The sequence below is a fragment of the Rhodobacteraceae bacterium Araon29 genome, assembly GCA_039640505.1.
Classification (GTDB): Bacteria; Pseudomonadota; Alphaproteobacteria; order Rhodobacterales; family Rhodobacteraceae; genus CABZJG01.
This window is the reverse complement of record CP046865.1, coordinates 1,123,262-1,148,446: the sequence shown is the minus strand read 5'-3', so window position 1 is coordinate 1,148,446 and position 25,185 is coordinate 1,123,262. Positions and strand designations below refer to the sequence as shown.

Below are 25,185 nucleotides of genomic sequence, written 5' to 3'. Positions count from 1 at the left end.
TGCAACCAAAGCAGCAAAAAAGCACAGCAGCTTAATAAATATACCTGATTTGATCAGTCCAGTAGCGTTCGACCTGTTTAAGCGTGGATGAAATATCTTTGATCGACGCTGTGTCCAGAATATCTTGGGTAATCAGCCCTTCGGCATGGCGGGCAAAAAGACGGGCCACCACTTCACGCACAGTGCGGCCCTTGGGGGTTAGCTTGACCCGCACCGATCGGCGATCAAGCTCGCATCGCTGGTGGTGCATATAGCCCATATCCACCAGTTTTTTTAAATTATAGCTGACGTTGCTACCCTGATAGTAACCGCGGGTTTTCAATTCACCAGCGGTCAGCTCATTTTCCCCCACATTGAACAAGAGCAGCGCCTGCACCGCATTTATTTCCAAGGCGCCAACCCGTTCAAATTCGTCCTTAATCACATCCAGAAGCAGACGATGTAATCGTTCGACCATTGCAAGGGCATCAAGATAGCCACTCATAAAAGCCGTTTCCTTGGTGGCTGTCACTGCGCTTGGAACATTCATTGCCGTCTCCTGTGATCGGTGTTGATCAAAGACTGCCGCATAAACCCAAATAATCGGTTAAATCTGAAAAAATTAGCCATGCACTCGGGAAATATGCACTTTTATATTCCCAACTAGCGCTATGAATTGCGGCGCGCAGGCGCTTTGCCCCGACACCCATTGATAAAGATCCTGATCATTTTGATCTAGAAAATCTTCATAAATATCCAGTTCTTCGGGGCTCATCGTTGGTAGACAATCATCCGCAAATCGAGACAGGATAATATCCATTTCCTTGATCCCGCGCCGCATCGATCGCATCTTAAGCCGCTTAAGCCGCGTCTGCCGCGCCTCGCTCATACTGGATCCTTTAGGTTTTGTCGCAGTTGCTTTTCCAACCGGCCAAGGCGATCTGACGACTCTTTTAGCGTTGATTTAAGCGTTCTCATTTCAAGTAAAAGATCGCTCATCTCTGGGCTTATCTCAGGCGCAACCTCCGGGCTATCCACCCCTTCGCCCTCGCCGTTGATCAGCCAAGTGATTGAGACATTTAACAGACCTGCAAGCATCGACAAACGATTGGCTCGCGGCTCAGAAAGGTCGCCTTCCCAGGCCTTGAGGGTCGCCAGTTTAATCCCCAAACGTTTTGCCAGCTGCTGCTGTGTCATGCTGGTCGCATCTCGAGCTGCCGCCACCCTATCCCCAAAAGTTGCTGTATCGGGCCCGTACCAATCGAGTGCTGCATCTGTCATAAATTACCCTAACCTATATTTTCTTGATCCCATGTGGCGCAGAGCCTATGACAAACCAACCCAAACTACAAACAGGTTCCCCTATGTCTGTTCTATCAGCCGGTCTTGCGCGCATAAAACCTTCGCCAACCATTGCTATGTCATCACTGGCCAGTTCGCTGCGCCAAGAGGGCCGCGATATTATCAGCCTAAGCGCGGGCGAGCCGGATTTTGACACCCCGGACCACATTAAAGCCGCCGCAATTGCCGCCATTGAAGCTGGTAAAACAAAATATACACCACCCGATGGCATGCCCGAGTTGAAAGCTGCGATTTGCGATAAATTTGCCCGTGACAATGGCCTAAGGTATGAGCCCAAGCAGATTTCCGTCGGCACCGGTGGCAAGCAAATATTGTATAATGCTTTGGTGGCTTCGCTCAATCCCGGGGATGAAGTTGTGATCCCTGCGCCTTACTGGGTCAGCTATCCCGATATGGTGCTACTTGCTGGCGGCACGCCAGTGATTGCCGAAACCCGCGCGGAAAATAACTACAAACTGACCGCAAGTGATTTGCACGCCGCGCTTAGCAGCGCTACTAAATGGTTCATTTTTAACTCGCCCTCAAACCCAACAGGGGCCGGATATACCCAAGACGAGCTGCGCGCCTTGACCGATGTGCTGCTTGAGTTTCCCCACGTCTGGGTGATGAGCGACGATATGTATGAACACCTAGCCTTTGACGGGTTTCGCTTTTGCACCCCCGCGCAGATTGAACCACAGCTTTATGAGCGCACACTCACCTGTAACGGCGTGTCCAAAGCCTATGCCATGACCGGCTGGCGCATTGGCTATGCTGGTGGGCCAGAGCCGCTGATTGCAGCGATGCGCAAAGTGCAAAGTCAAAGCACATCGAACCCATCGTCGATTAGCCAGTGGGCTGCGCTAGAAGCGCTAACTGGCCCACAAGAGTTTCTGGCAGGAAATAATGATACGTTTGTGCGCCGCCGCAATCTGGTGGTGGCTGCCCTAAATGCCATCGACGGCATAGACTGCCCGATGCCCGAGGGCGCGTTTTATGTCTATCCGTCCATCACGGGGCTTATTGGCAAGCGTACGTCAAAAGGCCATGTGATTGCCACGGACGAAGACTTTGCCATGCAGTTGCTCGAAGAAACCGGTGTCGCTGTGGTTTTTGGCGCGGCCTTTGGTCTGTCGCCAAATTTCCGTGTCAGCTATGCCACCTCGGATGACTTGCTAAAGGACGCCTGCAAACGCATTGCGGATTTCTGTGCATCACTCAACTGAGCCTGAAAGGGTAAGCTAGAGCCGCTTTAACAACAGTAAGAACCGCGCAAGCATCATCACCGCTGCGGCTGCAAGCCCAACCGCCAAGCCCGCCCATAGCCCCGGCCCGCCCCAGTCGAAGATAAAACAAAAGATATAGGCAATCGGCAATCCGATGATCCAGTAGCTGACCACGGCCATGGCCATCGGAACTGCAGTGTCCTGTATCCCGCGCAAAAATCCCAGGCCCATGACCTGCGCTGCATCCACAACCTGAAACAATGCCGACATCAATAAAAGCGCGCTGCCGTAAAAAATAATCTGGTCAAAAGCCGGATCTGCAGCATCAATAAAGGCAGCCAGCAAGGGGGCTGGGATTGTCACATAGGCAATAGCGGTCACGGTAGCAAAGACCATTGACAGCGCAAAGGCCGCAATGGACACCTGGCGCAATGTGGTTTTCTCTTGGCGGCCATAAGCTTTGCCCACCAGAATAGTGGCCGCACCGGACAGGCCCACATGAACCACAAAAGCCAGGCTGGTCAGTTGCAAAGCTACCCCATGGGCGGCCAAGGGCACTGTGCCCAGCCATCCCATCATGAACGAGGCGCCAGAAAACAATCCGACCTCGGCAAAGCTGGTCGCTCCTATGGGCGCGCCAAGTTTTGCCACTTTCACCATAGCGCTCCAATCCGGACGCCACAAACGGGCAAAGATCTGTTGCGCGGGCAGCACCCACTGCGCATAGAGTGCAACGCCAAGGGCCATAAAGATATTGACAACCAGCGAAGCAATGGCCGCACCTTGCACCCCAAGTTCTGGCGCGCCCCAATTGCCAAAGATCAAACAATAATTCAGTGGAATATTTATAATGAAGCCACCCAGCGTGATCAGCAGGACGGCACGCATCAACTCAAGCGCTGACAGATAGGATTTGATCACAATCACCATCAGCGCAGGGAAGAGGGCAAAACCAACAACCCTAAGATAGCCTTGCGCCACCAACGATAAAGACGGGTCCTGTCCTAGCAGCTGCAAGACCGCCGAGGAAAACCAGAAGCTACCGAGAAAAATGATTGAAAAGGCTGCCGATAACCAAAGCCCCATCCGTGTTAACCGCCGAATTTGCAGATCATCCCCGCTTGAAACGGCACTGGCGACCAAGGGCATCACCGCATGACCAAACCCACCGCCAACAATAAAAAAGACGAAAAAATATGTGTGGCCCAGCACAACAGCAGCCAAAGCATCAATCGAATAGCGGCCCAGCATGATGGTATCTGTCACTCCGATTGAGACATGCACAATGTAACCGGCTGCCAAGGGGGCGCCGAGCGCTATCATTTTTTTAATCTGTGAACGGTAAGCGTCAGAAATATACATTCTTCTGCCTTATCCCTAAGTAAAGCATGCCACAAGAAAAAGCCGCGCTATCGGATCACTCCAATAACGCGGAAAGGTGATAGAGTTGTTTTAAAAGATGCGCCCCGGCAGAAGGGATTTTAGGGGTGGGATGCAATTACCTGCCCGGGCGCACCTTAACCGACAAACCAAAAGGCCGTGCAGTTTTAGGTATCTATCCTGATGAGCCAACCAATCCGCCGACCTCCAGGTTATTTAATCTTAGAAAAAGCAAACAAGATTAACCTTTTCAATGAACTTAACAGTGCCCTTTCTAAGATTTTACAAGGTCTGTGAGTAAGCCCTTGCAATAGATTAAAAGTGCAGTATCGGGCCGTCTTACGCAACATAGAAAGTTGCAAAGTATACTTTGCAGAATCGAGATGTATAAAAATTAAAAATTTTTACGCTATTATTCAATATCTTACGACGCATTAATCTAAATCGTCACCTTTTTAAATTATCAAAATGGGATTATCATTTTTACCAAAATGTGTCAGATGATACGCATCCAATCTAATTTTTCCAATGCTTCTCATCATCCCACAGATATGGCTATATTTGCATATCGTAGAGCAGTTTCTGCTTTTAAGAGGTTTCCATATTTGACTTTCTTTTGCACGATGTTTCGCTTGGTGACTTCCCCTTGCCTTTGCAAAGTGTCATACTGGGCGCAAAACAAATAAGAGCAGCCTTTATGAGCGATCTATTAAGCCGCGCCTCAAGTGATGATTATGACGCCTCTTCTATAGAAGTATTGGAAGGGCTTGAGCCCGTTCGCAAACGCCCCGGTATGTATATCGGCGGCACGGATGAGCGCGCATTGCATCATCTGGTTGCCGAAGTCCTGGACAACTCGATGGATGAGGCCGTGGCCGGACATGCCAACCGGATCGAGGTTGAGCTGCACAGCGATTATGCGATCACCATCCGCGATAATGGCCGCGGTATTCCGGTCGACCCGCATCCTAAATTCCCAAAAAAATCAGCCCTTGAGGTGATCTTATGCACCTTGCATGCGGGCGGTAAGTTTAGCGGCAAAGCCTATCAAACCTCGGGCGGCCTTCATGGGGTCGGGGCATCAGTTGTCAATGCGCTTTCTGACAGTATGGTGGTGCAGGTGGCGCGCAACAAAGAATTGTATGAACAGCGCTTTAGCCGCGGTATTCCTCTAGCACCTCTGGCCAAGCTTGGCCCAACGCAAAACCGTCGTGGCACTACCGTAACATTTCATCCCGATGCCGAGATATTCGGCAAACTGTGTTTTAAACCGGCGCGGCTTTTCAAATCAATCCGCTCGAAAGCCTATCTTTTTAGCGGTGTAGAGATTCGTTGGAAATCAGAAGTTGACGATGGTGAAACCCCGACCGAGGCAAGTTTTCATTTTCCTGGCGGATTGAGCGATTATCTAAATGAAACGCTAAACGGTGCAACCACTTATGCCGAGCAGCCCTTTAGCGGAGTTGTTGAGTTTCAAGAGCGTTTTCAAATCCCCGGCAAGGTGGAATGGGCGATCAATTGGACCCCGTCGCGCGACGGGTTTATCCAGTCATACTGTAACACAGTCCCGACCCCCGAAGGCGGCACCCATGAAAGCGGGTTCTGGGCCGCAATCCTAAAAGGCATCCGCGCCTATGGTGAATTGGTCAACAACCGAAAAGCCAAGGATATCACCCGGGATGATCTAACCACGGGCGGCTGCGCCTTGGTCAGCTGTTTTATCCGCGAGCCAGAATTTGTCGGCCAAACCAAAGACCGGCTGGCCACCAATGAAGCCCAGCGCCTGGTGGAAAATTCGGTGCGTGACCATTTTGACAACTGGCTGGCCGCCGATACCAAATCGGCGGGTGCAATTCTTGATTTTCTGGTGCTACGCGCCGAAGAGCGGATGCGCCGGCGGCAGGAAAAAGAAACCCAGCGCAAGACGGCCACCAAGAAACTGCGGCTTCCGGGCAAACTGGTGGATTGTTCGGCCACTGCGCGCAACGGCACGGAACTGTTTCTAGTCGAAGGTGACAGTGCCGGCGGTTCGGCCAAAATGGGCCGAGACCGCAAAACCCAGGCTTTGCTGCCCCTGCGCGGTAAAATCCTAAATGTGCTGGGCGCGGCCAGCTCAAAGCTTGGAACGAACCAAGAGATTAGCGATTTATCGCAGGCTTTGGGCGTCGGCATGGGCACCCGCTTCAACCTTGATGATCTACGCTATGATAAAGTGATCATCATGACCGACGCGGATGTGGACGGGGCCCATATTGCGGCGCTGTTGATGACCTTCTTTTTCACCCAGATGCGGCCCATGATTGATGCTGGCCATCTTTATCTGGCCTGCCCGCCGCTCTACCGGCTGACCCAAGGGGCCAAAAGGGTCTACTGCATTGACGAGCAAGAGCGCGACGAATGGCTAAAAAAAGGTCTGGGCGGTAAGGGTAAAATTGATGTCAGCCGATTTAAGGGTCTGGGTGAAATGGACGCCAAAGACCTAAAAGAAACCACAATGAATCCCGCGACCCGTAAATTGATCCGGGTCAGTATTGATGAGGACGAGCCGGGCGAAACCGGAAATCTGGTGGAACGGCTGATGGGTAAAAAGCCCGAGCTGCGCTACCAGTACATCCAAGAAAATGCTAAGTTTGTCGAAGAGCTGGATGTATAAAGGCAGCCTCCCGTCCATCGCTGTTTTTCAAAAATAGGTTTGCTGTCAGCGGTTTAACCACTAGGGTTGCCCAAACTTATTTATGAGGTGGTTCAATGTCCTATAGTACTTCTGCTTTGATCATGTTGGCCGCAGGTCTTGGCATTCCGGTTTTAGCGGCGCTCAACGCCGCGCTTGGACAGTTCCTTGGCTCGCCCGTGGCGGCGGTCACAGTTCTATTATGCGTGGCCTTTAGCGCGACTTTTGTCATCTTACTGACCACCTCTAGCCTGTCTTTTGCGCGTTTGGCCGAAGCGCCGAGGCATCTGTTTCTGGCAGGCTTGCTTGTGACTTTCTATATGTTGTCGATCACCGCTATTGCACCGCATTTCGGGGTGGGAAATGCGATTTTCTTTGTGCTTTTAGGCCAATTGATCAGTGCAGCGGTGGTGGATCACTTTGCGCTTTTTGGCGCGTCAGGCTCACCGCTGTCGCTGACGCGTTCGCTTGGGCTTGGGGTGATGGCGCTTGGCGTCTGGATCACCCAGCAGGCCTAGCACAAAACCCATTTCGTTTTTTTTATATAAACTCGCGGATCAATGCGGCAACTTCATCAGGTTTTTGGTGGTGCAACCAGTGATCGGCGCCACTAATTTTATGCAGCGTAAAGGCATCGCAAAGCGCATCCATACCTGCAAAACTTGAAGGCAAAAGCGCGGTGTCATCGGTTCCCCAGATCAAAAGATGCGGCACCGAAATCCGCATGGCATCTGCGTCAAGTGGTGGCGGGGGATCAATTTCCGCGCCCAGTTCGGGCACATATAGCCCAGTGGCCCGATACCAGTTAATCATGGCTTGCAACCCCGCAGTGTCACGCCACGCGGCCAGATAGTCTTTAAGCCGCGCGGCATCCAGCCACGACATATTCATTGGACCGGCAAACATTTCTCGTAATTTAATGAAGTTATCAGCGGCAAGTACCTGCTCTGATCCTGCACGCTGCAACCACAGGATATATTGCGAGGCCGCAATTTGATCCGCAGCTTCGATTAAAGCGCGTTGAAACGGAATTGGGTGCACGCCATTTAGAATGACTAATTTGCGCAGCAAATCAGACCGCGCAATCGCCAGCGCATAGGCCGCCGATGCGCCCCAATCATGCCCAACGACATCAAGCGGCCCACCAATATGATCAATCAATGACACCAAATCACCAACCAGATGCTGAATGTGATAGGCTGCAACATCACTTGGCGAATAGCTTTGACCATACCCGCGCTGATCTGGCGCAATGCAGTAAAACCGGTCGCTCAGCCGTGTGGCCACCTCTTCCCATGCGCCGGAATATTCCGGAAACCCGTGCAACAGCAAAAGCGGAGGATTTTTGGCATCGCCCCAAGTTCGAAGGAAAAATCTATGACCATTCAAAGTGACAAATTCTGACATTGTTTTATTCTCGGCTTGCTCTCTTGCTCTGGCGTGAATTATGGTTCACGGACGTCTAAACGACTGTGCCGTCCAGCCCGGAGAAAATCAATGGTGACGCAACTGACTCTGCCTTTTGTCCAGAAATTTCTGGATGAAAATTTTGCTCAATGGATTTTGGATCTTCAGCCGAAGCTCACCCATTTTGCCGATGGCAGCGCCGAGATCGAGATCCCGATCACATCGCATATCAAGCGCTTCGGGGATATCGTATGCGGCCAAGCGATCAGTGCGTTGGCGGATACAACCATGGTGTTTGCCTGCTTTAGTCATCTTGACCGATTGGCCCCCGTCACCACCACGACACTGGACAGCCAGTTTTTGCGCCCTGCCTCGGGCGATATTTTAACCTGCCGTGCCAAAGTGGAGCGGGCCGGCAAAGCGATGTTTTTTCTCAGCGCTGAATTGACCACACGGCCAAATGAAAAGAGGGTCGCCCTTGCGAGCGCAACATTTTACCTTCCTGCTTAGGCTTGGGTCGTAAAACGCTTTAGTGACAGGCTTTGCCCAAAGCTTTTAAACGCCAGTAGTTATAAGGAAGCGGCGTGATAAAGCCGGCCAGAAGCATAAACGGGATGACCCACCATGTGAGCTTGGCACCGCCCGTCAGCCAGACATCAACCAAATTCATCGCGGCCTCCATCGAAATCATCGAAATAAGCGACATGCCAATTGCCGTTTGAAACGCCACTTTCAAAGCCATTTGCCGCATCAAAATAACTGTTTCAAGCGCGATTGAGGTGAGCAAACCGTTGCAAATTGCTAGGCTCATGATCGCGAGCGTGCTCCATGGGATACCGGTGTATTGAAAAAAAGCAATTGTCCCCAAATCCCCGATCGAGCAGCCGAGCAAACACCACAGGGTATTTTTGGAAGACCGCCGCCATGTGTGACGGCAGCGCCAGTTGATTGAGAATGTATCTGTTAAAGCGCTCATAACGACCCTGTTTGCCTCTCTGTTATCGCTGATATAGGCTCTCCAGTAACTGGAAGGTCAAGGGAGGCCAAGATGAAAATTTCACACGCCGCAGAAAAGGCCAGATTGCCGGTTAAGACCGTGCGCTATTATGCCGATATCGGGCTGGTTGCCCCCGCAGACCGCAGTGCATCTGGATATCGCAGCTATGATCAGGACGCGATTCAAAAGTTGATTTTTATCCGCCGCGCACGCGCTTTCGGGTTTAGCATTACCAAATGCCGTGAACTGCTGGGGCTCTATGTGGATGACAGCCGCTCAAGCGCAGATGTAAAAGAGATTGCCAAACGGCGGCTGGCCGAAATTGAGGAAAAACAGAAGGAGCTGCAATACCTGCATGATGAGCTGGCCCATCTCATCTCTGCTTGCCGCGGCGATGATCGCCCTGATTGCCCAATTATATCCGGCCTTGCCCAACCGGCGTGATATGATTTACCGCTTGTTTTCGCTCTGGAGCGCCAAGATTTTGCACCACCGCGATACCAACGCGATGCCGACGCAAAACCGATCCCGAAATCGAGCCTATTTCGCTGCTAACTTACCAACCATTTCCCACAGCGCATCGGGCACATCGACCGTGGTTGCAGGGGTTTTGCCCTGCCCCGGCATCCGGGCATTTTGATCAAGAGAAACCGCATCTGCTACCGCCTCAAACCGGTCATAAAAGGCCGGGCCTGAGGCCGGATCAATCAAGAGATAATACTGGCCCAAATCATGTGGCGGGCCTTCGGGCGCTTTTAGCGGTTTGACATCACGCGACACCACGCCGCCGGTCATTCCGGCCGCCAGAAGCTCAGCCATCAGGCCAAATCCCCAGCCTTTATAACCGCCCATGGAAACCAGTGAACCGGTCAGTGCCGCCTCGGGATCAGTGGTAGGATTTCCTTTGGAATCAATGGCCCAGCCTTTTGGAATGGGTTCTCCTGCGGCTTTGGCCATGGTGATTTTACCCAGCGCCACAGTGGTTGTCGACTGATCGAACTGCATGGCAATACCGCCCTTGCCGTCAGGCACTGAAAAGGCAATTGGATTGGTGCCAATAACTCGGGTTTTACCGCCCGGAGGCGCCACAATTGGCGAGGCATTGGTGAGCCCAAATCCGATCAGTCCAGCGCGGGCAATTTGTTCGGTAAAATAGCCCAGCGAGGTACAGGTATGCGCATGGCCCACAGCAAGGCTTGCCACCCCTAATTTCTGCGCCGCCTCAACTGCCACAGGCAACCCCCGCGCAAAAGCAGACTGGGCAAACCCCATTTTAGCATCCACATGCACCGCCCCGGCCTTCGCAGACGTCACTACCGGTTCGGCCGTGCCATTAACCCGCCCGCTTTGCAATTGCAGGCAATAGCTTTCAAGATAATACAGACCACAAATCCGATTATCGACGCTTTCTGCTGTGGCCACAGCATCGGCGACATGTTCACAAATCCAGTCAGCCGCCCCATGGGCCTGCAATGCAGTTTTCGTTGTTTGTTTAATGATTTCAACGGTAACTTCGGTCATCTAGAATCCCTTGGTCGGCTTTTGCGCACATTAGCTTTGAACACATGCGCAGGGTTTTTCAAGAGCTGATTTAGGGATCATGACAAATCCAGTCCTGGCTGAAAACGTCTATTTTACAGCGACGGACATTATTGCACCATTTTTTTCTTTGAATTTGACAGTGCCAAGGCCTGTCGCAACATTTTCCGTGATCGAGGTGATTGACCTTGGCGATTTTTGAGCCAATATCTCATGTAAAAATCATACCGCCTTGTTAAACAGGCGCTGAACTTTCCGTAAATGGAATTTTAAAGGATTGAATATAATGTCCCTTGCAAATGGTCAGTCTTACCTTGCTATTCCCGGTCCATCAGTTGTTCCCGAGGCCGTTCTGCGTTCAATGCACCGCTCTTCGCCCAATATCTACGAGGGCGAATTGGTGGACATGGTTCCTTCTATAGTATCAGACTTGCGCTACGTGGCGCGCACTGATCAAAATGTCGCGCTTTATATCGCGAACGGTCATGGCGCATGGGAAGCCGCACTGGCGAATATGGCAGGACCGGGTGATACGGTACTTGTAGCTGCCACGGGGCAATTTGCACATAGTTGGGCTGAAATGGCCGAAACTCTGGGGATTAAAGTAGAAATAATTGAATTTGGAACCCAGTCAACAATCGAAGCAACGCGTGTTAGCGAGGCTTTAATGGCCGATAAAGCACAACGCATAAAAGCGGTTCTGGTCACACATGTGGATACATCCACATCCATCAAGAATGATATAAATGAGGTACGCGCAGCCATTGATGGCGCAGATCACCCTGCCCTATTGGCCGTGGATTGTATTGCATCGCTTGGCTGTGATCGCTTTGAAATGGATGCATGGGGTGTCGATGTGATGGTCGCTGCTAGTCAAAAAGGATTGATGGTGCCACCTGGATTGGCCTTTGTTTATTTCAACGAAAAGGCGGCTGAGCAGCAATACTTACTTGAACGGGTCAGTTCTTATTGGAATTGGCAGCAGCGTGTTAGCCCAGAGGGTTTTTACCAATATTTTTGTGGCACGGCGCCAACCCTTCATCTTTATGGGTTGCGCACCGCTTTGGACATGATCAAAGCCGAAGGCATCGAAGCCATCTGGACACGTCACAGGGTGCTTGCCCAAGCCATCTGGGCTGCAGTAGATTGCTGGGCAAGCGAGGGTGGAAAAATGAGGATGAACGTGGACAACCCAGAGCACCGCAGCCATGCTGTCACATCACTCCATCTGGGTGCGCCCGATGGAAAAAAACTACGCCGCTGGGTGGAACATGAGGCCGGTTTAACCCTTGGCATTGGCTTGGGCATGTCCACGCCCGAAGATCCCAACGGCGACGGCTTTTTCAGGTTTGGTCATATGGGACATGTCAACGCACAGATGATTATGGGGCTGCTGGGCACCGTTGAAGCCGGGCTTTGTGCACTTGATATCCCGCACGGATCCGGCGCTGTCGAGGCTGCAGCGCGGGTTATGGCATCAGCGAGCTAATGCCGCCCTAAGCGCTTTGGGCAGCAGGCCGCGCAATAATTCAAGATCCTCTGGATGGCCGGCACTGACCCGAATGCAGCGGTTTTGCGGGGCCACGAAAGGCATCCTAACAAACAGTCCACTGGCCACCAGATCGTCCAGGACCGCTTTGGCAAAGACGCCATCCCGGCCGCAATCTATTGCAACAAAATTGGTAGCAGACGGCACCGTAGACAACCCGTTTTCTTCGGCTATCTGCGCAATAGTAGCGCGGCCTCTCACTACCTGTTCCCGCACATGGGCAAGCCAGTCCTGATCACCAAGCGCCGCCAATGCACCGGCTTGCGCGGCACGGTTCATACCAAAGTGATTGCGAATTTTTTCAAATTGCCCGATCAGATCACGCGCGCCCAAAGCATAGCCCACTCGCGCCCCTGCCATGCCGTAACCCTTTGAAAAGGTGCGCATTCTAATTACTTTAGGGTCATTAATCTCTATCTTTGGCGCGGTGCCTTCGGGCGCAAATTCGATATAGGCTTCATCCAGCACTAAAAGACAGCCATCGGGCACATTAGAGATCATTTCCTCAATCACATCCGCGCTATGCCACGTTCCCATCGGATTGTCTGGATTGGCCAAATAGATCAGTTTGGCATTTTGCTGTCCGGCCAATTCCAAAAGCGCGGCAGGGTCTTCGTGATCCCCAACATAAGGGGTTTTAAGCAAAGTCCCGCCAAAACCAGCCACATGATAATTAAACGTTGGATACGCGCCATCCGAGGTTACAACTTTGTCACCCGGTCCGATCAGCATGCGGACAAGATAGCCCAAAAGCCCATCTATTCCTTCGCCAACCACAATATTTTCTGCCGCTATGGCGTGGTGATCGGCCAAAGCCGCACGCAAGTCAAAGCTCGTGGGATCACCATATTTCCAAATCTCCGAGGCTGCTTTCTGCATCACCTCAATCGCCTTAGATGACGGGCCAAAAACGTTCTCATTGGCCCCAAGACGGGCCGCAAAAGCGCCGCCTCTTGCCCGCTCTTGGGTTTCAGGACCCACAAAGGGAACACTTGCCGGCAGGCTTTCAACCAATTGGGTATAGCGCGGTTTGCTCATAGCACAGAGATAATGGTATAATGCCATCAGAGGCAAGGGCGTAAATGCCCAAGGATCACGCAATTTTGAGCCGATCGGGGCGGTAAAATCCAATCCAGTCTTGACCTTCGCAGCGATCAGGCACAGGGTCTGCAGAAATAAAACGGAGCCCGACTGTGCGCCATAGCAACCAACCTTTTGCTGCATATGAATGGATGATCGCCTGGCGCTATCTGCGCGCACGCCGCGCCGAAGGTGGCGTCAGTGTGATGACATGGATCAGCCTGATCGGTATCACGCTGGCGGTGTTTGCCTTGATTGCTACGCTTGCCGTCCGCTCGGGGTTTCGCTCGGAAATTGTAGACACGATTTTGGGTGCAAATGCTCATGTCACTGTCTATCAAATTCCGGCAACTGATGATTTTGGCCGTTTGGATCGTACCATTCATAATTATGCTGACATGGCGCATGCCATTGCACAGATTGAAGGGGTCAACCGCGCGGCGCCGCTGATCAAAGGTCAGGTGATGGCCAGTTTCGGGGGCCAAAACGCCGGTGTGCAGGTGTACGGTATATCAGCTTCTGATCTTCTAACATTGCCGCGGATTGCAGAGCCGGAAGACTTTGTAGGGGATATTGGCGATTTTGAACAAGGCATTGCCATCGGCTCGGGTGTTGCGAGAATTTTAAATGTAACACTTGGCGATAAAATCAAACTTATTTCTCCAAATGGCGTTAAAACAGCCTTTGGAACCAGCCCGCGCGTTAAAAGCTATCCGATCACCTATGTGTTTACAGCAGGTCGCTATGACATTGATAAAACCCGCGTTTATATGCCCTTTGTCGAAGCTCAGGACTATTTTAACCGTGAAGGGGTGGCCGATGAGATTGAGGTTATGGTCGAAAACCCTGATCAGGTAGAAAGATTAGCTGAGGCCATTTCATCCGCCGCCGGGGCTCGCGCCCAGCTTTGGAGTTGGAAAGATGCATCAAGCAATTTCTTACGAGCCTTGGAAATCGAAGATGATGTGATGTTTATCATCATGACTATATTGGTTTTAATTGCGACCATGAATATCATTTCCGGCTTGATTATGCTGGTGAAAAACAAAGGGCGCGATATCGGTATCCTTCGAACCATGGGATTAACCGAGGGCTCTGTGATGCGGGTGTTTTTTATCTGCGGCGCCTTTACCGGCTTAATCGGGACAACATTCGGTGTGATCTTGGGCTGCTTGTTTGCAATTTACATCGACCCCATTTTTTCATTGGTCAATTACCTTGCAGGGGGCGGTGTTTGGGACCCATCTATAAGAGGCATTTATTCAATTCCAGCGGAGCTGCATCTAAACGACGTTTTATCTGCGGTATTTTTATCATTGGGTTTAAGCTTTGGCGTTACGTTTTTTCCTGCGCGGCGCGCGGCGCGCATGAACCCGGTTGAGGCCCTGCGCTATGAGTGATCCAATTCTTGAATTAAATGCGCTTGAAAAAACCTATCATCGGGATAGGCCCAATCAAATCAATGTTCTTTGTGGTGCAAACCTTGAAGTAAAACCCGGTGAAATCATCGCATTGGTGGCGCCCTCTGGTGCAGGCAAGTCCACATTACTGCATATCGCAGGGCTTTTAGATACGCCTGACGAGGGTGAGGTAAAATTCAATGGTGAAATTTTAAATAAATTGAGCGATAGGAAACGTACGGCGATACGCCGTCACCAAATTGGTTTTATATATCAGTTCCATCATTTATTGCCCGAATTTTCCGCCCTAGAAAATGTTATGCTGCCCCAATTGGCAAATGGAGCATCCAAAGCTGAAGCCAAACAGCGCGCCGCTAGTTTGCTTTCAAAGGTTGGCATTGCTGAACGCGCCGACCATAGGCCAGCCGAACTATCGGGCGGCGAACAACAAAGGGTTGCTTTTTGCCGCGCTTTGGCAAACGCCCCCAAAGTCTTGCTGGCAGATGAGCCCACTGGCAACCTTGATCAATCCACCTCTGAGCAAGTTTTTGAAATTTTAGTATCTGTAGCACGGCAGACCGGCTTATCAGCTGTTATTGCCACCCATAATCCACAACTCGCTGCAAAAATGGATCGAACAGTTACTTTAAAAAATGGCATTCTGGAATGAACCTTTTGGCGCCTCAATTGATTTTCTAAGTTTGATTGTAGTAGCTTTTTTTCAAGTCTTCCGGCGAGACCCCTGTTAAGTATCGAAAAAGATGGATCAAGTTTCGTGTCCCGCGCAGAATCCAGCCGTTTTCTTCATAGGCCGCAGCGCTTGTTAGAATAGTCACAGGCAACATGCGCATTTGTCGCTTTAGTTTTAAAGCAATTTCCACATCTTCCATCAAAGGTTGGTCCGGATAACCGCCAATGCTGGTCAATTGTTTCTGTGCGATCAATAATCCCTGATCCCCATAAGGCAACCTGAAAAGCATTGAGCGAAGATTGGCCCACCCTTCAGTAATCCGCGCCATAAGATGCGCGCTGTTAAAGCCCAGCTTAAAGAAAAACGCTTTTTGATCATTGACCAGACAAGAGCGTACTACGTCACTCCATCCCTTGGGTAAAATACAATCTGCGTGGAGAATGAGAAGCCAATCACCCCTTGCTTCGAGGCAGGCACGGGTCACTTGTCCCCCACGGGACGCCAGCCCCTTGATAATGGCTGTGCCGGATTGATTTGCTATCTTGCAAGTCTCATCCAAAGAGCCGCCATCAGAAACAATCACTTCACATATCAAACCTGCTGCCACCCCCTCATACAGACTGCTCAACAAGCTCGGCAGGCTGTCTTGAGCGTTCAGGGTTGGAATGATTACCGAAATAGGAGCACGCATCCTCTGTTCCATCTGAAAAACACACTATATATGTAGCGAGAGAAACGAAGGATTGCCACATGGTCTTAACCACAAATTTGCGTGAAATCATTCGAGTAAGTGGCAATGATGCCCGGGATTTTTTGCAAAGCTTATTTACCAATGATGTGAACAAAATTGACCAAGGGCTGGTTTATTCGGCACTTTTGACCCCACAAGGTAAGTTTCTTTTCGATTTCTTTTTGTTCGCCGATGAGGCTGATGTGATGATTGATGTGGCGGCAGATCAGTCTAAGCCACTTCTGAAACGGCTCATGATGTACCGCCTGCGGGCAGATGTGGAATTCAATACCGAGCCATTATATCTTGAACGCGGTCTTGGTACACCCCCCGCGGGCAGTTATCTGGATCCACGTCATCAGGATATGGGGTGGCGAAGTTATTCACCAAATTCTGTTGCAAACAACGTAGATTGGACAGCGCAACGCATTGCCTGTTTGGTTCCTGAAACCGAATATGAGCTTACCCCAGATAGCTATATCCTTGAATGGGGTTTTGAAACTTTAAACGGGGTGGATTTTTCCAAAGGGTGTTATGTGGGGCAAGAAATAATCGCCCGAATGAAGCATAAAACCAAACTTCGCAAAGGGATGGCCCGGGTGGCTATAGAGGCGCCAGTTCCGCTTCACACCCCTATCCTTTCACAAGGAAAAGACGCTGGATATATTTGCTCGCACTCTTCCGGATTGGCGCTAGCATATCTGCGCTTTGACAGGGTAGGTGAAAACATGACTGCAAATGGAGTGCCTGTCAGCTTATCACATGATCCAGCCAGTTAAGAATATGTTACAAAATCTTGAAATTTTTCCGTATTGGTGACCAAAAGCAACCATACGCCTGTTAACGAACTATGCGCGTTCGGAGTATTCCATCGCTTCCGTATTTATAACCACTTTTTCATCTTGGGCGACAAAAGGCGGCACCATGACTTTAACGCCATTGTCTAGTATTGCCGGCTTGAAACTATTTGCAGCCGTTTGGCCTTTGACGACTGGTTCGGTTTCGATAACTGTACAAGTTACTTTTTGCGGCAGCGTCGCATTCAATGCTTCATCATCATAAAATTCAACCACAATAGTCATGCCGTCTTGCAAAAATGGCCTACGCTCTCCAAGCAACTCAGAGGAAAGCTCGATCTGTTCGTAGGTCTCAGTATCCATAAATACGAGCATTCCATCACTTTCATAAAGGAATTGCTGATCTTTTTGCTCTAAGCGAACCCGTTCAACTTTGTCAGCGCTTCTAAAGCGCTCATTCAATTTTGAACCATTTCTCAGATTACGCATTTCGACCTGCGCAAACGCTCCACCTTTTCCTGGCTTTACATGATCCACTTTTACAGCAGCCCAAAGTCCACCATCATGTTCCAGAACATTACCTGGACGGATTTCATTCCCATTTATTTTGGCCATCTTTAAACCTGCATCTACTTGATTGATATTTAGCTCATTGCCCCTATATCTATAGGGCATAGACTTGGCAAGTTAACCACATGAGCTAATGAGTGCAATAGAGGTATGCGCAAAGCACATATTAGCTATGCAAAATAAGTCTACCCGAATCAGTGTTTTTAGGCCATAAGCAGGTCTACGCGAAAAGACAAGAGTAAGAATAAAGGACGACGGGATGAAAGATTTCGTTGACGCGAGCGCGTTTAACAGTGAGCAAGGCAACAGAGCGCGAAAGCTTTTTGCCGCCGTCGTTCTTGCTGCTTTGGATGATGCAATCGCTGATGATAAAAAATATGGCAATGGTCCAGAGCAAATCGCCCGCTGGGCTCGCTCGCGTGATGGCCGCGAAGTATTGTCTTGTGCGGGGATCGACCCGAACGAACGCGTTGTCGGCGGCTTAATGGAATTTGTTGCAAAAGGTGTGCGTACATCTGTTGCGCTTTCGCGCGAAGAGTGTGAGCGCCGACATGCAGCACAGCAGCAAGCCGAAGCTGCATAATTCACACCAATAAGCTGCAAAATTATTTGAAAGCGCCAGATCGACTCTGGCGTTTTTTAGTTTAGCGGCGCAGTTTTCCAGACTTAAGAACACTCTGGATTTCCCTTTGCACCATTTGCCGAATATTCTGGGTAATCTTCTCACCCAAAGTACCGCGAAGCTCTTCGCGGATAATCTCAGCAACCGTTTCTCGCAACTTTTCGGAATTGAGGCGCTCTGTCTCAGCCGCCCTCAATGGGGTTTGCGAGTTTACGGTAACAGCACGAAGAGCTGCCGGTGCATCAAACTCGCCTAACGCCGCGTCAACCACCTGTTCCCAAGGAAATCCAGTCACGTGCTTGCCCGCATAGTCATCCTGACCTGCGCTATCTGGTTCCCATGGTCCCTCTGACTGAGCGATCATTTCTTCCAATTTTGAAATTTTAGCCTCAAGATTCCCTGACACTGGTGCCTTTTGTGCCCGATCCAACTTCCGCCCTTCAACAACACGCAAGGCAGGTCCCAAAAGCAATTTTTCGTTTCTTTCGGTTTCGATTAGCCCTACATTATTGTCATCTTGATCTGCTATAAGCTGTTTCAGTGAAGTTAAAACGTCGTCGATTTCTACCTTGCCCAATGGTTCGTTCATTGTATCTACCTTCTAGTGAGGAGTGATACCATTGTAACCATGAACTGCTGTTCGCACAAGCTCTGAACGAATCACCTATTTAGAAAGCGCTTTTAAAACGCGATCAAGAGCTTTTCCTTGCGCACTTCCAGAGGATGGCGCTGTCTCAACCAAGTTAAAATATTCAGTGGGATCATACTTTTGCACCGGTAAATTCAGTGAATCCACCGTCAATTTGCCCATCTCAGCAAGTACCCGGTAAGCTGCAAGATACTCATCCGTCACCGCAGAAATAAGTCCAGCTTTAGCATCCAAAAGCTCTTGCTCGGCATTCAAGACATCCAATGTTGTTCTCGACCCAAGTGTTGCCTCTTCGCGTACACCTTCAAAAGCAACACGCGCAGCGCGAATTTGTTCTTCGCTGGCTTTGCGCCCAGCCCGAGCCATTTCCATAAGAGCAAAAGCTGATCCGGCTTGCTGTTCTATTCGGTTGCGGGTGATGTGAAGACCTGATCGTTGCGCATCTCTTCTTGCCATGGCTTGACGAACAAGCGAAGGCAGTCGCCCACCTGAATAAATTGGCCCTGATGCAGTTACACTCACTGAGCTTTGAGCGTTGAAGTCATCCGCCTCTTGGTCGGTATAGCCCAGCGACCCGCTCAACTTAACACTTGCGCCCATGCTGGCCTTTGCTCGAGACACGTTTAATTCAGCCTGCTTAATTTCATGCTGGATACGCCTCATATCGGGGTGGTTCCGCACGGCAGCTGATTTCACAGCCTCTACTGTATCTGGCAGTTTCGGGGTTGAAGAGGGCTCTGCCAATTCCCCCGCTGGTGCGCCAATGGCCTGTTGATAGGCTTCTTGCGCCTGAATATAGCCACCACGAGCCGCTGCCAATGCACTTGTAGAAGCCGCAAGCCTAGCCTCGGCCACCGCAACGTCTGTCTTTGTAATCTCTCCTACATCAAAGCGGTCTTGGGCTGCGCGAAGTTCCTCTTGGATGACCAACAAATTGTTTTCGCGCAGTCCCACTGTTTCTAATTCCCGCCGCAGTTTCATGTAGGCATCGACCGCTGCGAACAAAACTTGCTGCTCGACAGAAACCAGAGATTGACGCGTTGCAAGAACCGCTTCTTTTGATGCTTCAAGCACCATTTTATTTTGGCCGCCGTCAAACAATGTAAGCTCTGCTGAAAGCATCAGGTTGGCATAGGAGTCAATGCTGAATTCGGGGTTTCCAAAAGTTCGCTCGTTTCTTGCCCAACCACGCTCATCTTTAAGCATTGCAGACCAATTCACGATAGGTCTTAGGGCGGCCGCTGCCTGAGCAACATCTTCATCGGCGGCGCGCAATAAAGCCCTGTTTTGGTCTAAAAGACCACTATTATTGTAAGCAGCACTCATTGCTTGACGCAAAGTCTCGGCCTTTAATGGCAGTCCCAGTGAACAGGATATAGCAGCCACAAATAGTGAAATTGCTGCAGACTTTTTAGTAGTGTTCAACATAATGCGGCCCCCAAATTACCGAGAAGCAGTTCAGACATAAAGAACATGCTGACCACAACACGGCTTATCAATTAAAGTGTGAACGCTTTATGACGCTCAAAACCAGTAAGTATAGGCGCAGCGGCATTGAATGCAAAACGCCAGTTTATCTTTCCTTTTAACTTATGCCCAATTTTGACGATGCCAAGGGCTCCTTCACTAAAAATGCATGCAATTCTGCCGCCATCTTTTAATTGCTCTAAGATTTTATCGGGCATCTGCTCTACTGCACCTTGTAAAATAATGACGTCATATGGGCCGTGCTGTGCAGCACCTTCACTCAAGGCTCCATTATGAAGCACCACATTATCAGCACCCACTCTGCCTAGCGTTTCCTCTGCTTCTGCAATCCGCTCTGGATCATCTTCCACCGCGACTACTGCCTCTGACAATCTTGAAATTAACGCCGCAGAATACCCTAGACCAACACCCACATCCAGAACCAGTTCATCGTTTTGGATATTCAAATAGTCCAACATCTTACCCAAGGTGCGCGGATCAAGCACAACGCGGCTGCCGCCAAGGTCAACATTTTCCCCAATATAAGCGGCTTCACGTTTGTCACGAGGTACAAATAATTCACGTTCAACACGGAGCATAGCATCAATCACCGGAAATTTGGTCACATCACAAGGACGCACCTGTGTATCTACCATTGTCGTGCGTCGCGCAGCATAGTCAATCATTGTAAAACTCGGCTTTTATTAGGTCTAGAGGATGTCTTGCCACAAGTTTCAACAAGGAGCAACGGAAAGAGAACATTAAACGGGAATCAAGACAATTTTGCTTTAAAATATCTTGGATCACTAAACTGCAAAAAAAAATATGTTTCTGACAGCCCGCCAACCTAACCAATAGCTATTTTCGCACTTTTAGTGGATGTGGCACCGGATCTTTTGCAGTGAACAAATAATGCCTAAAAATACTGGCATAGCCTGCAAAATAATACCCTTGGTTGCGCCTTAGATAGTGCTCCCTATTTTCTTGATAAAGGCTGGGTAATTTATACCAAGAAACATTTGGGTGCATATGATGGACCACATGAAAGCTGTTATTTAAAAAAAGGAAAGACCACACACCCTGTCCTTCAATCACGACGGTCCGTGCGCGGGGTTTTTCATGAGCGCGATGCTCTAAGAACGTGCGTACCTTTAAGAGCGACATTGCGCAGTAGGCCGATATCAAAAACTCAAAAAAACTAATGTCAGCTATATATAAAATCCAATATAGCACGATCGCCATAGCCGGAATATGAATTATCCACCCCAGAGCCACTCGCAATTCACCTCTTGATATCCTTACCATATCAGAGAACATAAAGCTTATTTGACCCAATAACGGGCCAATCAACATTCGTCCAACAAGCGTATTATTGAACCTAAAGAAATATTGAAGCACCTGTGGAAAACGATACCAGCTTTTGGGATCAATAAAATTGGTCTCTGGATCATCATAAGGATCGGTCAGATTCTCATCATAATGATGCGCTAAATGCAAATCCGAAAATCGAAGATAGGGGATCAAAAAGGAAAGAGAGGGAAACACCAGAGCGACATTTAAAAATTGATTGCTAAAAGGGTGGCCATGCAAAATCTCGTGGGTCAATGAGGAATGAAGGGTCATTGTAACTATGACGAGCGCTATCCCTAAGGGCGGCCAAAAACTATATAGCCACGTCGTGCCGAACGCAAAGCCACTATAGACACATATCACCAAAGCCACTGTTGGCCATTCAAATTTATTGGCCCGTCGGTCAATCACCTCTTTGACCCCACTTTATGCCGCCCCAAATCCTCTCATAAACAAAATAGCAAACCAATCCGATCAAGCTGTTTGCAATTGCAATGTTAAAACCAATTTTGACAGAGCCTGTAAAAAGTAGGCCCGTTATACACATCATAATCCAGCCAATCATCATCCAAAGCCCAGCCTTCACTCCTGTTCTTAGTTTGCTTTCCATTGCTTTGTCCTTTTTGGATCACGGGGAACATTGTCAAATCGATCAAAGTGGGAACAGTCGGAAAATGATTAACATTTTCAATATATGATGATATTTATAAACACATGAATATATATATAGACAAACGCAACCGTGCAGCACAGTTTCGCGAACGCCTGAGGCAAGCCTTGCAACTTAGCGGTATCAGTCAAGCCGCGCTTGCCCGCAACATCGGTGTAGACCGCTCGACAATTTCCCAACTTCTGGGGGACAGCGGTGCCCGGCTTCCCAATGCACAAGTGGTCGGTGAATGCGCTGCGGCATTGAATGTCTCCGCTGACTGGCTGCTGAGCCTTTCGGACCGCCCCGAAAATGCGACAGACATCGTTGCTAACTCCTTATCGCTCACGCGCGCACCGCGTGCACTTGTGGACGAGCAAATTTATCAGTGGCACCGCGACGCCGCAGGATATAAAATTCGCCACGTCCCTGCAACTCTGCCCGATATGTTCAAAACCGATGCTATGTTGGAATGGGAATATGCACCGCACCTCGGCCGCACAATCCAGCAGGCCATTGGGGCCTCAAAAGACCGTCTAAACTGGATGCGGCAATCGACATCAGACTATGAGATTGCCATACCCATTCACGAAATATCTAGTTTTGCCAATTCACAAGGCTATTACCAGGGCCTGCCATCTAAGATTCGCAACGAACAAATCCAGTGGCTGGTCGATTTATGCGCCCAATTTTATCCAAGAGTCCGGATCTATCTTTTTGATGCGAGGCGCCTCTATTCAGCGCCAATTACAGTCTTCGGGCCACTTTTAGCGGTGCTTTATGTGGGCCGCCACTACCTCGCCTTTCGGGAAAGTGAACGGGTTCACACCTTTACAGAACATTTTGATACTTTGATCCGAGAGGCCTCTTTCGCAACAAGCGACTTGGAACAGTTTTTCAAAACCACTGTGTCAAATTGACTGGGATTAAAACGGCATTGGATGCGCCTGATGACAGTGATCAATGCCCTGTAAAAAAGCATCCGCCAGTTTGATTTTCTGAGCTTTCAACGCATATTGCAACTGTTTTTCATCCACAGTCCCCAATACGACAGGCGCCACAAACGGCTTTGATCAGGTCAAGCCCATAGTTTGCCCATTTAACTACAAATAAAAACCACATGTTGAACCATTTATTTGAAAGCTGATTAGAAACACGCTTGCCACCTAAGTTACGCGATCCAAACATCACAACTTAAAAAATGTAGAATAGGCAAATGTTACACCGAGGCTATTTTTCTGTGCATTCTCCAACCTTAAAATAGTTCGTGGAAATTCCAAGGCGACCCGCAGTGCTGCTCAATTGCACGTTCACATTAAGCCCTTCAAATTCCGTGAACCGCGCATCGACATTCGAAATCTTTGTTCCACCAGCCATAAATGTAATCACCTGAATGTCCGGTTGGCCATGCGAAAATATGAAGCCTAAGACTATATCAGCAAATTCATCCAAATCGCCGGGTTGGTATTGATGGACACCCGTAACCTTATCCCCGCAAACGAAAAGACCAATCTGGGTTTCCGCGCTTCCTTCCACTATCCACTGCCAAGGCTGTTCAGGAGAAAATTGAGCGAGTTCCCAACCTCGAGAACTCGAATGTTGCCGTGCCTCATCAAGTGAGCTTCCTAGTTTGAAGCCGCCTGGGAGCTCTATTTGCTCAGATTTCACTTCAGTGTAACTGGCAAGCAAGCCAGCTACAAAGATCACAGTAAGTATGAAGAGGGAAGGGTAATTACTTGTTTGTTTCATACGAGCTTGATATCCTGCTCTTAAGCACATGGAAATCAGATTTTGCTGAATGCACAAGTTTCCGAACACTCGCTTTTTCACAAAATAAGTGGGTATTTTAGCAATAAGAGCTTATGCCTCCACCAAAAGTCACATTCTATATTTGGGCTGCTACTATCTTGCCTTTCGGGAAAGCGAACGGATTAATACATTTACGAAACATTTTGACGCTGTGATCCGAGAAGCTTCTTTTGCGACCGGCGACTTGAAACAGTTCTTTAAAACCACTGCGTCAGATTGAATTGGATTAAAACGGCATCGGATGCGCCTGATGACAGTGATTAATATCCTTAATAAGTGCATCGGTCAGTTTGATTTTCTGAGCTTTCAATGCATGTCTTAACTGCGTCTCATCCACGACTCCCAAAACGACCGTTGCCACAAAGGACCTTGCTGATGCCCAAGCCAAAGCCATTTGGGTTAGCTCGAGCCCGTGTTTTTCGGCAATCTGGTCGTAGGCTGTCACAGCCTGCCACATACTATGTGTCACACGGCCATGCATGTCCGGCGTAAATGTCATGCGAGAGCCGTCCGGAATATGTTGTCCACCACGATATTTTCCTGTCAGCAACCCACCCGCCAACGGTGAATAGGCCATGATGCCCACATCTTCTTGAACGCAAAATTCTGCAAGGTCCGTATCTGCCAACCGGCATAGCAATGAATATTCGTTTTGAATTGTGATGGGTTGTGGGCCACCGGTTGCCGCGGCGCGCGAACACCAATGACCCATCCCCCATGTGGTTTCATTAGAAAGTCCAAAGTTGCGAATATTCCCTTTATCCACCTGTTTTGAAAGCGCCTCGAGAGCATCATCAAAATGTGCCGAGGTTTGTGACCGGTCCTGATCAGAGGGATCATAACTCCAATTATTTCGAAAACTGTATGAGCCGCGATTGGGCCAGTGAAACAGATAAAGGTCAATGAAATCAGTTTGTAGGCGTTTCAATGATCCTTCTATAGCCAGCGCTATGGTCTTGGATGATATTGGTTCGCCGCCCCTTATAAGCCGGTGCCGGCTGCCGGCATGTTTGGTGCATATCATCATTTTCGCACGCTTTTCCGGGTTGGAAGCAACCCAGTTGCCAATCACTTCTTCCGATAGCCCTGTGGTTTCGCGACGAAACGGATTAACCGGATACATTTCCGCCGTGTCAATTAAGTTCACACCCGCCTCTAGAGCCAGATCAATCTGACGGTGGGCAATATCTTGCGGCGTTTGCGTGCCAAAGGTCATGGCACCAAGCGCGTATTTGCTCACGCTAGCCTTCCAAAGGTTCATTTTAGCTCTTAATTCAATAAA

Annotated in this window: 29 protein-coding genes; 12 read left to right on the top strand and 17 right to left on the bottom strand. The window is 49.5% G+C overall.

Annotation, left to right across the window (positions count from 1 at the left end; genetic code table 11):
* Positions 1-31: 31 nt before the first annotated feature.
* The 3 genes from GN278_05325 to GN278_05315 all read right to left on the bottom strand — a co-directional run bounded on the left by GN278_05325 (position 32) and on the right by GN278_05315 (position 1,260).
* Positions 32-529 (bottom strand): winged helix DNA-binding protein, encoded by a 498-nt coding sequence (locus tag GN278_05325; protein XAT60288.1) that lies wholly within the window; start codon positions 527-529, stop codon positions 32-34.
* Between the two features lie 72 nt (positions 530-601).
* The gene (locus tag GN278_05320) at positions 602-868 is read right to left on the bottom strand and encodes a succinate dehydrogenase assembly factor 2 (GenBank protein XAT60287.1); all 267 of its coding nucleotides are present in this window, start codon (positions 866-868) and stop codon (positions 602-604) included.
* Positions 865-1,260, bottom strand: coding sequence for a helix-turn-helix domain-containing protein (locus tag GN278_05315; protein ID XAT60286.1), 396 nt, complete (start codon positions 1,258-1,260; stop codon positions 865-867). Before GN278_05315 ends, GN278_05320 begins: the two co-directional genes overlap by 4 nt.
* Before the next feature lie 83 nt (positions 1,261-1,343).
* Between GN278_05315 and GN278_05310 the strand changes: the two genes are divergently transcribed.
* Positions 1,344-2,546 (top strand): aminotransferase class I/II-fold pyridoxal phosphate-dependent enzyme, encoded by a 1,203-nt coding sequence (locus GN278_05310; protein ID XAT60285.1) that lies wholly within the window; start codon positions 1,344-1,346, stop codon positions 2,544-2,546.
* A gap of 15 nt (positions 2,547-2,561) precedes the next feature.
* On the opposite strand, the gene GN278_05305 is transcribed toward GN278_05310, so the two are convergent.
* Complete coding sequence (locus GN278_05305) at positions 2,562-3,908, bottom strand: MATE family efflux transporter (GenBank protein ID XAT60284.1); 1,347 nt, start codon at positions 3,906-3,908, stop codon at positions 2,562-2,564.
* Positions 3,909-4,623: 715 nt separating this feature from the next.
* Between GN278_05305 and parE the strand changes: the two genes are divergently transcribed.
* A complete protein-coding gene (gene parE / locus GN278_05300) occupies positions 4,624-6,579 on the top strand; it encodes a DNA topoisomerase IV subunit B (protein XAT60283.1) in 1,956 nt (651 codons plus the stop codon).
* A gap of 95 nt (positions 6,580-6,674) precedes the next feature.
* Entirely contained in the window at positions 6,675-7,115 is a 441-nt protein-coding gene (locus GN278_05295) for an EamA-like transporter family protein (GenBank protein ID XAT60282.1), read from the top strand.
* A 22-nt stretch (positions 7,116-7,137) separates the two neighbouring features.
* Here the strand turns inward: GN278_05295 and GN278_05290 are convergent, their stop codons facing one another.
* Positions 7,138-8,004: an alpha/beta fold hydrolase gene (locus tag GN278_05290; GenBank protein ID XAT60281.1), complete on the bottom strand. Its 867-nt coding sequence runs from the start codon at positions 8,002-8,004 to the stop codon at positions 7,138-7,140.
* A gap of 90 nt (positions 8,005-8,094) precedes the next feature.
* Here GN278_05290 and GN278_05285 point away from each other — a divergent pair, with 90 nt between their 5' ends.
* Complete coding sequence (locus GN278_05285) at positions 8,095-8,514, top strand: hotdog fold thioesterase (GenBank protein XAT60280.1); 420 nt, start codon at positions 8,095-8,097, stop codon at positions 8,512-8,514.
* 19 nt (positions 8,515-8,533) lie between these two features.
* On the opposite strand, the gene GN278_05280 is transcribed toward GN278_05285, so the two are convergent.
* On the bottom strand, positions 8,534-8,980 hold the full coding sequence (locus tag GN278_05280) for a DUF4396 domain-containing protein (GenBank protein XAT60279.1): 447 nt from the start codon (positions 8,978-8,980) through the stop codon (positions 8,534-8,536).
* 72 nt (positions 8,981-9,052) lie between these two features.
* On the opposite strand from GN278_05280, the gene cueR reads away from it, so the two are divergent.
* Positions 9,053-9,445 (top strand): Cu(I)-responsive transcriptional regulator, encoded by a 393-nt coding sequence (gene cueR, locus GN278_05275; GenBank protein XAT60278.1) that lies wholly within the window; start codon positions 9,053-9,055, stop codon positions 9,443-9,445.
* A 96-nt stretch (positions 9,446-9,541) separates the two neighbouring features.
* Here the strand turns inward: cueR and GN278_05270 are convergent, their stop codons facing one another.
* A complete protein-coding gene (locus GN278_05270) occupies positions 9,542-10,522 on the bottom strand; it encodes an Ldh family oxidoreductase (protein XAT60277.1) in 981 nt (326 codons plus the stop codon).
* Between the two features lie 79 nt (positions 10,523-10,601).
* Here GN278_05270 and GN278_05265 point away from each other — a divergent pair, with 79 nt between their 5' ends.
* Positions 10,602-10,742, top strand: a complete 141-nt coding sequence (locus GN278_05265; GenBank protein XAT60276.1) for a hypothetical protein — start codon at positions 10,602-10,604, stop codon at positions 10,740-10,742.
* 84 nt (positions 10,743-10,826) lie between these two features.
* Positions 10,827-12,029, top strand: a complete 1,203-nt coding sequence (locus GN278_05260; protein XAT60275.1) for an aminotransferase class V-fold PLP-dependent enzyme — start codon at positions 10,827-10,829, stop codon at positions 12,027-12,029.
* Here GN278_05260 and GN278_05255 read toward each other — a convergent pair.
* The gene (locus GN278_05255) at positions 12,018-13,127 is read right to left on the bottom strand and encodes a pyridoxal phosphate-dependent aminotransferase (GenBank protein ID XAT62553.1); all 1,110 of its coding nucleotides are present in this window, start codon (positions 13,125-13,127) and stop codon (positions 12,018-12,020) included. The genes GN278_05260 and GN278_05255 overlap by 12 nt on opposite strands.
* A gap of 194 nt (positions 13,128-13,321) precedes the next feature.
* On the opposite strand from GN278_05255, the gene GN278_05250 reads away from it, so the two are divergent.
* Positions 13,322-14,569 carry a lipoprotein-releasing ABC transporter permease subunit gene (locus tag GN278_05250; GenBank protein XAT62552.1) on the top strand — a complete coding sequence of 416 codons (1,248 nt, stop codon included), beginning with the start codon at positions 13,322-13,324 and terminating at the stop codon, positions 14,567-14,569.
* Complete coding sequence (locus tag GN278_05245; GenBank protein XAT60274.1) at positions 14,562-15,239, top strand: ATP-binding cassette domain-containing protein; 678 nt, start codon at positions 14,562-14,564, stop codon at positions 15,237-15,239. The genes GN278_05250 and GN278_05245 overlap by 8 nt, the downstream gene beginning before the upstream one ends.
* Positions 15,240-15,264: 25 nt before the next feature.
* Here the strand turns inward: GN278_05245 and GN278_05240 are convergent, their stop codons facing one another.
* Positions 15,265-15,951: a glycosyltransferase gene (locus GN278_05240; protein XAT60273.1), complete on the bottom strand. Its 687-nt coding sequence runs from the start codon at positions 15,949-15,951 to the stop codon at positions 15,265-15,267.
* A 59-nt stretch (positions 15,952-16,010) separates the two neighbouring features.
* On the opposite strand from GN278_05240, the gene GN278_05235 reads away from it, so the two are divergent.
* Positions 16,011-16,769, top strand: coding sequence for a folate-binding protein (locus GN278_05235; GenBank protein XAT60272.1), 759 nt, complete (start codon positions 16,011-16,013; stop codon positions 16,767-16,769).
* Between the two features lie 69 nt (positions 16,770-16,838).
* Here GN278_05235 and efp read toward each other — a convergent pair whose 3' ends face one another.
* Positions 16,839-17,402 (bottom strand): elongation factor P, encoded by a 564-nt coding sequence (gene efp, locus GN278_05230; protein XAT60271.1) that lies wholly within the window; start codon positions 17,400-17,402, stop codon positions 16,839-16,841.
* 214 nt (positions 17,403-17,616) lie between these two features.
* Here efp and GN278_05225 point away from each other — a divergent pair, with 214 nt between their 5' ends.
* Complete coding sequence (locus tag GN278_05225) at positions 17,617-17,940, top strand: elongation factor P (protein XAT60270.1); 324 nt, start codon at positions 17,617-17,619, stop codon at positions 17,938-17,940.
* 61 nt (positions 17,941-18,001) lie between these two features.
* Here GN278_05225 and GN278_05220 read toward each other — a convergent pair whose 3' ends face one another.
* The 5 genes from GN278_05220 to GN278_05200 form a co-directional block, all read right to left on the bottom strand.
* Entirely contained in the window at positions 18,002-18,568 is a 567-nt protein-coding gene (locus tag GN278_05220) for a hypothetical protein (protein ID XAT60269.1), read from the bottom strand.
* Between the two features lie 75 nt (positions 18,569-18,643).
* Positions 18,644-20,056, bottom strand: coding sequence for a TolC family outer membrane protein (locus GN278_05215; GenBank protein ID XAT60268.1), 1,413 nt, complete (start codon positions 20,054-20,056; stop codon positions 18,644-18,646).
* A gap of 71 nt (positions 20,057-20,127) precedes the next feature.
* Positions 20,128-20,781, bottom strand: coding sequence for a protein-L-isoaspartate O-methyltransferase (locus GN278_05210; GenBank protein XAT60267.1), 654 nt, complete (start codon positions 20,779-20,781; stop codon positions 20,128-20,130).
* Positions 20,782-20,953: 172 nt separating this feature from the next.
* On the bottom strand, positions 20,954-21,853 hold the full coding sequence (locus tag GN278_05205) for a fatty acid desaturase (protein ID XAT62551.1): 900 nt from the start codon (positions 21,851-21,853) through the stop codon (positions 20,954-20,956).
* The gene (locus tag GN278_05200; GenBank protein ID XAT60266.1) at positions 21,849-22,055 is read right to left on the bottom strand and encodes a DUF2061 domain-containing protein; all 207 of its coding nucleotides are present in this window, start codon (positions 22,053-22,055) and stop codon (positions 21,849-21,851) included. Before GN278_05200 ends, GN278_05205 begins: the two co-directional genes overlap by 5 nt.
* A 104-nt stretch (positions 22,056-22,159) precedes the next feature.
* Between GN278_05200 and GN278_05195 the strand changes: the two genes are divergently transcribed.
* Positions 22,160-23,014, top strand: coding sequence for a helix-turn-helix domain-containing protein (locus GN278_05195; GenBank protein ID XAT60265.1), 855 nt, complete (start codon positions 22,160-22,162; stop codon positions 23,012-23,014).
* 310 nt (positions 23,015-23,324) lie between these two features.
* On the opposite strand, the gene GN278_05190 is transcribed toward GN278_05195, so the two are convergent.
* Together GN278_05190 and GN278_05185 are read right to left on the bottom strand one after the other, a co-directional pair.
* Positions 23,325-23,843, bottom strand: coding sequence for a hypothetical protein (locus tag GN278_05190; GenBank protein ID XAT60264.1), 519 nt, complete (start codon positions 23,841-23,843; stop codon positions 23,325-23,327).
* A gap of 286 nt (positions 23,844-24,129) precedes the next feature.
* Positions 24,130-25,164, bottom strand: coding sequence for an aldo/keto reductase (locus tag GN278_05185; protein XAT60263.1), 1,035 nt, complete (start codon positions 25,162-25,164; stop codon positions 24,130-24,132).
* Positions 25,165-25,185 lie beyond the last annotated feature (21 nt).

Bases quoted from the DNA above. Each gene is read 5' to 3' on its own strand.
- cueR (XAT60278.1), top strand. From the start codon at position 9,053: ATGAAAATTTCACACGCCGCAGAAAAGGCCAGATTGCCGGTTAAGACC.
- GN278_05255 (XAT62553.1), bottom strand. From the start codon at position 13,127: ATGAGCAAACCGCGCTATACCCAATTGGTTGAAAGCCTGCCGGCAAGT.
- GN278_05280 (XAT60279.1), bottom strand. From the start codon at position 8,980: ATGAGCGCTTTAACAGATACATTCTCAATCAACTGGCGCTGCCGTCAC.
- GN278_05325 (XAT60288.1), bottom strand. From the start codon at position 529: ATGAATGTTCCAAGCGCAGTGACAGCCACCAAGGAAACGGCTTTTATG.
- GN278_05265 (XAT60276.1), top strand. From the start codon at position 10,602: ATGACAAATCCAGTCCTGGCTGAAAACGTCTATTTTACAGCGACGGAC.
- parE (XAT60283.1), top strand. From the start codon at position 4,624: ATGAGCGATCTATTAAGCCGCGCCTCAAGTGATGATTATGACGCCTCT.
- GN278_05270 (XAT60277.1), bottom strand. From the start codon at position 10,522: ATGACCGAAGTTACCGTTGAAATCATTAAACAAACAACGAAAACTGCA.
- GN278_05195 (XAT60265.1), top strand. From the start codon at position 22,160: ATGAATATATATATAGACAAACGCAACCGTGCAGCACAGTTTCGCGAA.
- GN278_05305 (XAT60284.1), bottom strand. From the start codon at position 3,908: ATGTATATTTCTGACGCTTACCGTTCACAGATTAAAAAAATGATAGCG.
- GN278_05285 (XAT60280.1), top strand. From the start codon at position 8,095: ATGGTGACGCAACTGACTCTGCCTTTTGTCCAGAAATTTCTGGATGAA.
- GN278_05210 (XAT60267.1), bottom strand. From the start codon at position 20,781: ATGATTGACTATGCTGCGCGACGCACGACAATGGTAGATACACAGGTG.
- GN278_05220 (XAT60269.1), bottom strand. From the start codon at position 18,568: ATGAACGAACCATTGGGCAAGGTAGAAATCGACGACGTTTTAACTTCA.
- GN278_05240 (XAT60273.1), bottom strand. From the start codon at position 15,951: ATGCGTGCTCCTATTTCGGTAATCATTCCAACCCTGAACGCTCAAGAC.
- GN278_05250 (XAT62552.1), top strand. From the start codon at position 13,322: ATGATCGCCTGGCGCTATCTGCGCGCACGCCGCGCCGAAGGTGGCGTC.
- GN278_05200 (XAT60266.1), bottom strand. From the start codon at position 22,055: ATGGAAAGCAAACTAAGAACAGGAGTGAAGGCTGGGCTTTGGATGATG.
- GN278_05185 (XAT60263.1), bottom strand. From the start codon at position 25,164: ATGAACCTTTGGAAGGCTAGCGTGAGCAAATACGCGCTTGGTGCCATG.
- GN278_05310 (XAT60285.1), top strand. From the start codon at position 1,344: ATGTCTGTTCTATCAGCCGGTCTTGCGCGCATAAAACCTTCGCCAACC.
- GN278_05190 (XAT60264.1), bottom strand. From the start codon at position 23,843: ATGAAACAAACAAGTAATTACCCTTCCCTCTTCATACTTACTGTGATC.
- GN278_05320 (XAT60287.1), bottom strand. From the start codon at position 868: ATGAGCGAGGCGCGGCAGACGCGGCTTAAGCGGCTTAAGATGCGATCG.
- GN278_05215 (XAT60268.1), bottom strand. From the start codon at position 20,056: ATGTTGAACACTACTAAAAAGTCTGCAGCAATTTCACTATTTGTGGCT.
- GN278_05235 (XAT60272.1), top strand. From the start codon at position 16,011: ATGGTCTTAACCACAAATTTGCGTGAAATCATTCGAGTAAGTGGCAAT.
- GN278_05315 (XAT60286.1), bottom strand. From the start codon at position 1,260: ATGACAGATGCAGCACTCGATTGGTACGGGCCCGATACAGCAACTTTT.
- GN278_05260 (XAT60275.1), top strand. From the start codon at position 10,827: ATGTCCCTTGCAAATGGTCAGTCTTACCTTGCTATTCCCGGTCCATCA.
- GN278_05295 (XAT60282.1), top strand. From the start codon at position 6,675: ATGTCCTATAGTACTTCTGCTTTGATCATGTTGGCCGCAGGTCTTGGC.
- GN278_05245 (XAT60274.1), top strand. From the start codon at position 14,562: ATGAGTGATCCAATTCTTGAATTAAATGCGCTTGAAAAAACCTATCAT.
- GN278_05290 (XAT60281.1), bottom strand. From the start codon at position 8,004: ATGTCAGAATTTGTCACTTTGAATGGTCATAGATTTTTCCTTCGAACT.
- efp (XAT60271.1), bottom strand. From the start codon at position 17,402: ATGGCCAAAATAAATGGGAATGAAATCCGTCCAGGTAATGTTCTGGAA.
- GN278_05225 (XAT60270.1), top strand. From the start codon at position 17,617: ATGAAAGATTTCGTTGACGCGAGCGCGTTTAACAGTGAGCAAGGCAAC.